The sequence below is a fragment of the Thalassospira xianhensis MCCC 1A02616 genome, assembly GCF_003326475.1.
Taxonomy (GTDB): Bacteria; Pseudomonadota; Alphaproteobacteria; order Rhodospirillales; family Thalassospiraceae; genus Thalassospira; species Thalassospira xianhensis.
Map to the genome: position 1 here is coordinate 145545 of NZ_JPWA01000009.1, position 9208 is coordinate 154752.

Below are 9208 nucleotides of genomic sequence, written 5' to 3' on the forward strand. Positions count from 1 at the left end.
AAAGACGCCAGCTATTTGCTGGCGTTATTTCTTGGTGCGTTCGCTAAGCAGCTGCTCGACATAACGCCCCTGGAACATGGTGATATTGATCCCGTGACCAAACTTGATCGCACGTTCATCATCACAACGGCACATGATCACACGCGTATCGCCTGACTGAGCGACCGCTTCACGCATCGCATTGCCGTGTTCCTCGTCCAGATTTTCCATTTCCGGGTCCCAGATCATCTTGATCATATCAACGCCAAGCTTGTTGCGGTTGATATAGGGCAGCGACAGATGGCTGATGCCATCAATGCAAATCCGGTATCCGCGATCACGGCAAAAATCGCGCGCAAAGAAAAACGCCCCAAGATCGGCAAAAATATCGATCTTCTGCAGCTCAAGCACGATTGTGCCGCGCTGGCCTGCTTTGACATTGCTGTCAAATGTCAGGAAATCCGGCGATAGCAGCGTCGAAACATTCAGGTTGATACTCACCGAGCCGGTAACCGATGCATCATTGCTGCGCGTAAGCAGAGATAACATCCGGCGATCAAGAATTTCCGTCAGGTGCTGGAACAGCCAGCGATTCGACAGAACATTGACATCGGGCAACAGCGTCTGCTGCAAATCCTTGATGGAAATGAACAGTTCGTGGAAAACCGGCGTCGGGTTTGCATCACCAACAACCGCACAAATCGCCTGTCGGCGCATCAGGTTCGAAAGATCAGCGCGACGCAATGCCTCGTCGATACGGCCAAGGATTTTCGGCGTCAGCGGCGCGCGACCGTCTTCAAGATCGGGACTATCGTTATGGCGCTCGGCCGCCTTGCTGACCTGACGTGGACGGTTGGCGTTCGACCGCACAAGCGTCTGGGTCAGATGCAGGAAATCCTTGTATTGCTGGGCGACGTCAAAATAGTCGGTAAAGGTCGCCGGTGCACCGCTTTCATCCTTGCCGTCGCTGATCAGCGGATCATCATTGAACAGGAATTTAAGCCGGAAGATAACGGCATTGACCTCGTCAATCTCGGCAGCATCAAAGATAAAAATCAGATCCTGATTGGACAGGGTAAAGATACGCCCGGTGACTTCAGGGACGATTTCCTCAAATGATGCAATCGCGGTACGGATATGATGATCGCGCCGGTTGAAAGGCAAAAGCTTCGAAAAATGCACATGAATTGCCCCCACGCCATCCTTCCGGCGTTCAAGACGCCGCACATAATCGACCAGAAAAGCTTCGGGTGAGGGTAACGTGCTTTCAGACATACAGGATGACCAGATTTTCCAATGTGCAACGCGCGGCGAAAGTCCCGATTGAAATACAATAGTTCGCTGCCTGTTAACAGCTTATGTATTTATCATTGTGATAAATTGAAACCAAATGTGAAAAACGGGCACTTTCTGACGTTCCACCAATTACCGCAAGCACCAGCTTCTATAACGATAAGTCATGGCAATACGTCATCCAAGCTGCTAGTTTCAGCCCGATTTCATCGCCTCGAACATTCCAGAGACCAAAAACATGGATATCAATGCCTTCTTCGATGCCGAATTTGACGAGCATCTTGATCTGGTTGACAAAACCCGTGAAGCAACGCGTGCGCCCTTTGCAAAACTGGTCTCGATCTGCACCAATGCACTCAATGAAGGCAACAAACTCCTGTTTTTTGGCAATGGCGGATCGGCCGCCGACGCGCAGCATATCGCAACCGAGTTTACGGTTCGCTACATCAATGATCGACGCGCCTTGCCAGCCATCGCGCTTACAACCGACTGCTCGGCATTGACGGCCATCGGCAACGATTTCGGTTTCGATTATCTGTTCTCGCGCCAGATCGAGGCACTTGGTCGTCCGGGCGATATCGCGATTGGCATTTCGACATCCGGCAACAGCAAAAACGTCAATCTCGGCCTTGAAAAGGCCCGCGAAATAGGTTTGGTCGCAACCGGCTGGACCGGTAAAACCGGCGGCGCCATGGTTGATCTGTGTGATCCGTTGATGATCGTGCCCAGCAACACCACCGCCCGCATTCAGGAAATGCATATCCAGATCGGGCAGATGCTGGTTGGCGCGCTGGAACATACCCTTGGCCTGACCAAAGCCTGAGACCACCAAGCACCACCGACTTAACGAACAGAAAACGATAAGAACATGACCGATCTTAGCCATCTGGCCCAACTGGTTGAACAACTTCCCAATGCCAAGGTGCTTTGCATCGGTGATGTGATGCTTGACCGGTTTGTATATGGATCTGTTACGCGCATTTCGCCCGAGGCACCGATCCCGATCATCCGTGTCGAACGCGAAAGCGCCATGCTGGGCGGGGCGGGCAACGTCACCCGAAATGCCACGGCACTTGGTGCATCGGTACGTTTTCTGTCGCTTGTCGGTGATGACCTTCCGGGCCGTGAGGTCATGGAATATGTCGCCAATGACAAAGGTGTCGAACCCTATATCCAGATTGAACGCAATCGCCCGACCACGATCAAGACCCGCTATATCGCGGGCGGACAGCAATTGTTACGATCCGATAACGAAACCACCGCAATCCTTGCAGCGGCAACCATCAGCAACCTTTCGGCTTTGGCCGCACAACTGGCCCCCGATGTTAGTGCCATCGTGCTTTCCGATTACGGCAAGGGCGTTCTGCATGGTGACGTTGTCGCCGCAACCATTGCCGCCGCCCGCAAGGCCGGAAAACCGGTTATCGTCGATCCCAAGGGTACCGATTACAGCATCTATCGCGGTGCAACGGTCGTCACCCCGAACCGCGCCGAAGCCCAGGCCGCAACCGGCATCGACATTCAAAGTGACGAGGATGCAATTGCCGCAGCGACCAAAATCATCACCGAATGCGGTATTGAAAACGTCCTTCTGACCCGAAGCCAGGATGGCATGACGCTTGTCACCAGCAAGGGTGAGGCAACCCATCTTCCAACCGAAGCACGCGAAGTGTTTGATGTTTCGGGCGCTGGCGACACGGTCGTTGCCTGCCTTGCATCGGCGATTGCCGGGGGCGCATCACTTTCAGACGCTGCGCGTATTGCCAATGTTGCCGCGGGCATCGTGGTTGGCAAGATCGGCACCGCTGTTGTTTATCCGGACGAACTGATTTCTGTTCTGCATCATCACGACCTGATGATCGGCGAAGCCAAACTGATGCCGCTTGACCGCATGGTGGACCGTGTCGAACGCTGGCGCCGCAAGGGTTATAAGGTCGGCTTTACCAATGGTTGTTTTGATCTGCTGCATCCGGGCCATCTGAGCCTCCTGCAACAGGCACGATCCAATTGTGACCGGCTGATTGTCGGACTTAATTCCGATGCGTCGGTCAAACGCCTCAAGGGCGAAGCACGCCCCGTGCAATCAGAGGCCGCCCGTGCTGCTGTCCTTGGATCGCTTGAAACCATCAGCGGTGTGGTGATTTTCGGCGAGGATACCCCGATCACGGTGATCGAGGCCCTCAAACCCGATATTCTGGTCAAGGGTGCCGATTACACCATCGACAAGGTTGTCGGTGCGGATATCGTTCAGGGCTATGGCGGCAAGGTTGTTCTGGCCAATCTCGCCGATGGCTTCTCGACGACATCGACCATTGCGCGCATCAATCAGGGCAAAGACTAGACCAGCCCGACCCAGGTCATCTTTAACACCACCGGCCACGCCGCGTTCAGAATACAGGACGTGGTGTAAAGTTTTAGCGCACGGTCGATGTCGCTGGCATCCGCATCCCGCCTGCCATCACCGATATAGGGGTCTTCGACCAGTTCCGCGCCATATTGGCGCGGCCCAGCAAGCGACAGGTCAAGCGCCCCGGCAAAAGCCGCTTCCTGCCATCCGGCATTTGGGGATTTGTGCTTTGACGCATCGCGCAGCATGGTTTTCCACGCATCCGCGCCGGAAGTTTTGCGGCCAATCCCAGCGGCAAGGCAGATCACCCCACCAGCAATTCGTGCAGGGACAAAGTTCACAACATCATCAAGGCGTGCCGCGAACTTGCCGAAATAAAGATATCGTTCATTACGATGACCGATCATCGAATCAAGCGTATTGATCGCCTTATAGGCACAAAGCCCGATCGGCCCGCCCAGCACATACCAGAACAGGGGGGCGACCACGCCGTCCGAAAAGTTTTCCGCACAGCTTTCAATCGCCGCCCGACTGACTCCGGCCTGATCAAGCGATTGCGGATCACGCCCGACAATCATCGAAACCGCCGCCCGTCCGCCTGCAAGGCCATCGCGCCTTAACGCGACCGAAACGCCTTTGACATGCTGATAAAGCCCCTTTTGCGCAATCAGGATGGCAAGCAGCAGAATATCGGCAAGCCGGAAAATGCCACCAAACGACGATATCAGCTGGATCACGCCACCAAACGACACAGCACAGGCAATCACCGCCAGAGTGGTAAGGCTTCCGCGTAAAAAGCGATCCCTGCCGCCATATCGCGGTTTGTTCAGGCGTTTTTCAAACCATGCAATCAGATTGCCAACCCAAACCACCGGATGCGGCACCCGTCCGAACAGCCAAGGGAAATCCCCACAAACTGCATCAAGCACCAGTGCCAATACCAGCACGGTGAAAAGCGGGCCCATGAAACCGGGCTCGGGGATCAGAAATTCAAGGATCATGGTTTCCATTGCGGCAATGTGCGTTGCAGGCAGATGCCCGTCAATCATCATCCGGGATTGCACAAACAAATTACTGAACAAACAGCACGATTTGCCAATCGGCTCGGGCTTTGATAAAAGAATTTTCATACATTTTATTTTTTCTTCATACCACATTTCTGCATCCAGATCAGGAGGCCTCAAACCTGTTACTCGTCCTTTCCACCATTCCGGGCATCAAGATTTGTGACCACAACATCTGCAATCGCCCGTAAAACAAACCACAACAGCTTGTATTTTCTATCCGACGAACCCTTGCGACGATTATCCAATCAGCTGTGGCTTGCATTCCGCAGGCCAATCGGTGAAAACGGGGGTGGCATCGGGTACCGTGACGGTTTGTGACCGTCATGCACCAAAACACGAGAGAGACAAAGGAGCAGCCTTTTATGTCCCCCAAAGGCGCCGTAATGATTTGCGGACACGGTTCGCGTGATGAGCGCGCTGTTTCACAGTTCAACGCCATGGTTGAAACAATGAAGCAGACCCATCTGGCCGATTATGATGTCGAAAGCGGCTTTCTCGAATTTGCCCACCCGATCCTGCGCGATGGCTTTGAAAAACTCAAAGCCATGGGCCACAAAAAGATTTACGCCCTGCCGGGCATGCTGTTTGCCGCCGGTCACGTCAAAAATGACCTGCCAAGCGAAGTGAACAATTTCGCCCATGAAAACCCGGATATCGACGTTAAATTCGGACGTGATCTGGCGATTGACCCGAAACTTCTGCGCGCCAGTGCTGATCGCATCGAAGAAGCCCTTGCAACCGCTGATGACAGCATCTCGCGCAAGGATACGCTTTTGATGGTCGTCGGGCGTGGCACCAATGACCCGGATGCCAATTCAAACGTCTATAAGGTCGCACGCATGTTACAGGAAGGCCTTGGTTTCGGTCGTACCGAAATCAGCTATTCCGGCGTTGCACATCCGCGCGTCAATGCCGGCCTGCGCGAAGCCATGAAGCTTGGCTACAAGCGTGTGGTGGTCTTCCCGTATTTCCTGTTTGCAGGCATTCTGATCGACCGGATTTACACCCACACCGACGAAGTCGCCGCCGAATTCCCCGATGTTGAATTCATCAAGGCGGAATATCTGCGCGACCATCCGCTGGTGCTTGAAAGCTTTGCCGAACGTCTGGCCGAGATCGATACCGGCGATAACAACATGAACTGTCAGTTGTGCAAATATCGCGAACAGATCATTGGATATGAAGGTGACGTTGCAACACCTCAGGTCGGGCATCATCATCATGTGATGGGGATTGGTACCGACGGGCATAGCCACGGACATTCCCACGGCCATAACCATGGTCACGGACACCATCATGATCATTCTCATGGGCATTCCCACGGTCATTCTCATGACCACAACCATGATCACGGTCACAGCCACGACCATAGCCACGAAACCAATAAAGCGACCGGTTCCTGACCGGTCGCCCTCCGTTCCCTGCGAAAGGCGCGGCGATGTTCGACTATCTGCGAGACCCGCAGGAAATCTATCGGCAAAGCTTTGCAACCATCGAAGCAGAAGCCGATCTCGCCCGCTTTCCCGAAGAATTGCGGCCGGTTGCCGTGCGGATCATCCATGCCTGTGGCATGGTTGAAATTGCAGATAAAATTGCATTTGGCGACAATGTCGCGCCTGCTGCAATCGGATCGCTGCAAAAGGGAAGGCCAATCCTTTGTGATGCGGAAATGGTCCGGAACGGGATCATTTCCCGCCTGTTGCCCGCCGATAATCCGGTCCTTTGCACCTTGAATGCAGATGGCAATGCTGAACGCGCGGGCAAACTTGGCACCACACGGTCGGCCGCTGCCATCGAAGACTGGGTTGATCATATCGATGATGCAATAATTGCCATCGGCAATGCGCCAACCGCGCTTTTTCATCTTCTCGAAGCCCTGGTTTCGAACCGTCTGGCGAAACCTGCACTGATCATCGGCATGCCGGTGGGCTTCGTCGGGGCCGAGGAAAGCAAGGAAGCCCTGATTGCCCATGCCGGTGACATTCCGTTCGTCACGTTGCGCGGCCGGTTTGGCGGCAGTGCGGTTACCGCGGCAACGCTCAATGCATTGGCGCACCTCGCATCGCCGGGGCAAACACCGGATGGCACGACCGCAAATCCCACAGACGCTGACAAAGGGGATGGCAAATGAACGAACAGTCACCCCTGAACGGCAAAATCACCGTGATTGGCATTGGTGAAAACGGTTATGACGGACTAAGTGCGATTGCGCGTCAGATACTTGAAACCGCCAGCGTTATTTTTGGCGGCAAACGCCATATCGCCATGTTGCCCGGATCAAACATTGCCATCCAGAACAGCTGGATCACGCCGTTCGAAGCCAACATGCCCCTGATCGAGGATTGCCTTGATCAAAATCCGATTATCCTGGCCAGCGGCGACCCGATGTTCTTTGGTGTCGGCAATGCACTGGTTAATTATTTCGGTTCCAGATCAATTACTGTGATCCCGCATCCATCCAGCATCAGTCTGGCAGCCGCCCGCATGGGCTGGGCGCTTGCCGAATGCGATGTGATCACGCTGCATGGGCGCGAACCGGAAATCTTACGATCGCACCTGCGCCCGCGCGGCAGGCTGATCGCGCTTAGTGCCGATGGCAGTACCCCTGCACTGGTGGCGGTTATGCTGTGTGAGGCCGGTTACGATCAAAGCCAGATGACGATTTGTGAACGGCTGGGCGGCACACAGGAACGCATCACCACCCAAACCGCACAGACATGGCAATCCACCGCAACCTCAATGCCCGAAGTCAAACCGGTCGATCCGCTGAACCTGATCATGATCGATCTGGTGGCCGGGCCCAAAAGCCGCGTTCTGGGCAATGGTGCCGGTCTTCCCGATGATGCCTTCATCCATGACGGGATGATTACCAAATCGGAAATTCGTGCCCAGACACTGGCATCCCTTGCGCCATGGCGCGACGCCATGCTTTGGGATCTGGGGGCTGGCTGCGGTTCGATTTCCATTGAATGGATGCGTGCTGGCGGTCAGGCCATCGCCATTGAACGCGATGCAAAACGGTGCGATCTGATCGGCAAGAATGCCATCCGCCTTGGTACACCCAATCTGGTGATCCGCCAAAAGGCGATCGAAGACGTTATTACCTTCGCCGATCAACTCCCGACACCTGATGCGATTTTTGTCGGCGGCGGTATTACGACGCCCGGTCTGATGGATCGGTGCTGGGATATCCTGCCGATGCATGGCCGGCTGGTGGCCAATACCGTCACGCTGGAAGGCGAAGAAGAATTATTACGGTTTTACAATAAAAATGGTGGCACCCTGTCGCGCCTTTCGGTTTCCCGGCTGGTTCCACGCGGCAGTTTCAGGGGCTGGAGCAACCTTGCCCCCGTCACCCACTATGTCGGAGTAAAAGTATGAGCGACGCGGCCACCACACTCGCCAGCGCATTACCCGTGGCGGGTACGGCCTATGGCCTTGGCATCGGTCCGGGCGAACCCGACCTGATCACGCTCAAAGCCTATAACATCCTACAAAAGGCGGATGTGATTGCCTATCCGGCCCTCGAAGACGGTGCCAGTCTGGCCCGGCAGATCGTCGCACCGCACGTCCCCACAGGACGGATAGAGATCGCCATCCGCATTACCATGGGCCAACCCGCCGACCCGATCTATGACGCCGCCGCCCTTGAAATCGGCGAACATCTGAAAGCCGGAAAAAGTGTTGCCGTCCTGTGCGAAGGCGATCCGTTCTTCTATGGCAGCTTCATGTATCTGTTTGGTCGCCTGGCCGAGGCCGGGCATCCGGTTCAAACCGTGCCGGGTGTCAGTTCGATGATGGCCTGCGCCGCCCAGCTTGGCGCACCACTTGCCGCCAGAAACGACGTGTTGCAGGTCATTCCGGGGCCCTTGTCCGAAGAACGCCTGCGCGCGCAACTTGGCGATACCGATGCGGCTGCCATCATCAAACTTGGCCGCCACTTCGCCAAGGTCCGCAAGGTGATCGAAGAACTTGGCCTGACTAGCCGGGCGCGCTATATCGAACGCGCGACGCTTGAAACCCAGAAAATGGTCCCGCTTGGGGACCTTCCGGAAGATACCATAGCACCCTATTTCTCGATGATCCTGATCCACCGTCGCGGAGACGCATGGCGATGACGCCCCCGAATATCCCCACCGCCAGCAATACCAACCCGATCCTGCCGACGGACCCGATTGCGCCGATTGCGGTCATCTGTCTGACGCAACGTGCCCTTGCCACCGCCAAACGCATTGCCGCAAACCTGCAGGGTGCATCGGTTCACGGCCTGCGCACACGCGTTTCGACAAGCGAAGTCGATGTCGCGTTCGATGATACCATTACACATCTGCAACAAACATTTTCGGCCGATCATGTGATTATCGGTGTTTGCGCATCGGGCATCCTGATCCGCGCACTGGCACCGCTTCTGGCCGGTAAATGGCAGGATGCGGCCGTCATCGCCGTCGACGAAGCCGGCAGCACCTTCATCCCGCTTCTGGGCGGCCATCACGGTGGCAATCGGCTGGCGCGCGATCTGGCC

At 55.4% G+C, this 9208-nt stretch carries 8 protein-coding genes and 1 pseudogene; 7 read left to right on the forward strand and 2 right to left on the reverse strand.

Annotation, left to right across the window (positions count from 1 at the left end; genetic code table 11):
- Window positions 1-24: 24 nt before the first annotated feature.
- Window positions 25-1254: an EAL domain-containing protein gene (locus TH5_RS09825; RefSeq protein ID WP_114121708.1), complete on the reverse strand. Its 1230-nt coding sequence runs from the start codon at window positions 1252-1254 to the stop codon at window positions 25-27.
- A gap of 256 nt (window positions 1255-1510) precedes the next feature.
- Here TH5_RS09825 and TH5_RS09830 point away from each other — a divergent pair, with 256 nt between their 5' ends.
- Both TH5_RS09830 and rfaE1 read left to right on the forward strand, forming a co-directional pair.
- Entirely contained in the window at window positions 1511-2095 is a 585-nt protein-coding gene (locus tag TH5_RS09830; protein ID WP_114121709.1) for a D-sedoheptulose 7-phosphate isomerase, read from the forward strand.
- A 45-nt stretch (window positions 2096-2140) separates the two neighbouring features.
- Window positions 2141-3613 carry a D-glycero-beta-D-manno-heptose-7-phosphate kinase gene (gene rfaE1 / locus TH5_RS09835; protein ID WP_114121710.1) on the forward strand — a complete coding sequence of 491 codons (1473 nt, stop codon included), beginning with the start codon at window positions 2141-2143 and terminating at the stop codon, window positions 3611-3613.
- On the opposite strand, the gene cbiB is transcribed toward rfaE1, so the two are convergent.
- Window positions 3610-4749: an adenosylcobinamide-phosphate synthase CbiB gene (gene cbiB, locus TH5_RS09840; RefSeq protein ID WP_244204865.1), complete on the reverse strand. Its 1140-nt coding sequence runs from the start codon at window positions 4747-4749 to the stop codon at window positions 3610-3612. The genes rfaE1 and cbiB overlap by 4 nt on opposite strands.
- 299 nt (window positions 4750-5048) lie before the next feature.
- On the opposite strand from cbiB, the gene TH5_RS09845 reads away from it, so the two are divergent.
- The 5 genes and pseudogenes from TH5_RS09845 to TH5_RS09865 form a co-directional block, all read left to right on the forward strand.
- On the forward strand, window positions 5049-6089 hold the full coding sequence (locus TH5_RS09845; protein ID WP_114121711.1) for a sirohydrochlorin chelatase: 1041 nt from the start codon (window positions 5049-5051) through the stop codon (window positions 6087-6089).
- A 35-nt stretch (window positions 6090-6124) separates the two neighbouring features.
- Window positions 6125-6817 carry a precorrin-8X methylmutase gene (locus tag TH5_RS09850; protein WP_114121712.1) on the forward strand — a complete coding sequence of 231 codons (693 nt, stop codon included), beginning with the start codon at window positions 6125-6127 and terminating at the stop codon, window positions 6815-6817.
- Window positions 6814-8067 carry a precorrin-6y C5,15-methyltransferase (decarboxylating) subunit CbiE gene (gene cbiE, locus TH5_RS09855; RefSeq protein WP_114121713.1) on the forward strand — a complete coding sequence of 418 codons (1254 nt, stop codon included), beginning with the start codon at window positions 6814-6816 and terminating at the stop codon, window positions 8065-8067. Before TH5_RS09850 ends, cbiE begins: the two co-directional genes overlap by 4 nt.
- A complete protein-coding gene (cobI, locus tag TH5_RS09860; protein ID WP_114121714.1) occupies window positions 8064-8804 on the forward strand; it encodes a precorrin-2 C(20)-methyltransferase in 741 nt (246 codons plus the stop codon). The genes cbiE and cobI overlap by 4 nt, the downstream gene beginning before the upstream one ends.
- Window positions 8801-9208, forward strand: a pseudogene (locus TH5_RS09865) (precorrin-3B C(17)-methyltransferase); the annotation flags it as partial. The gene cobI and the pseudogene TH5_RS09865, both read left to right, overlap by 4 nt.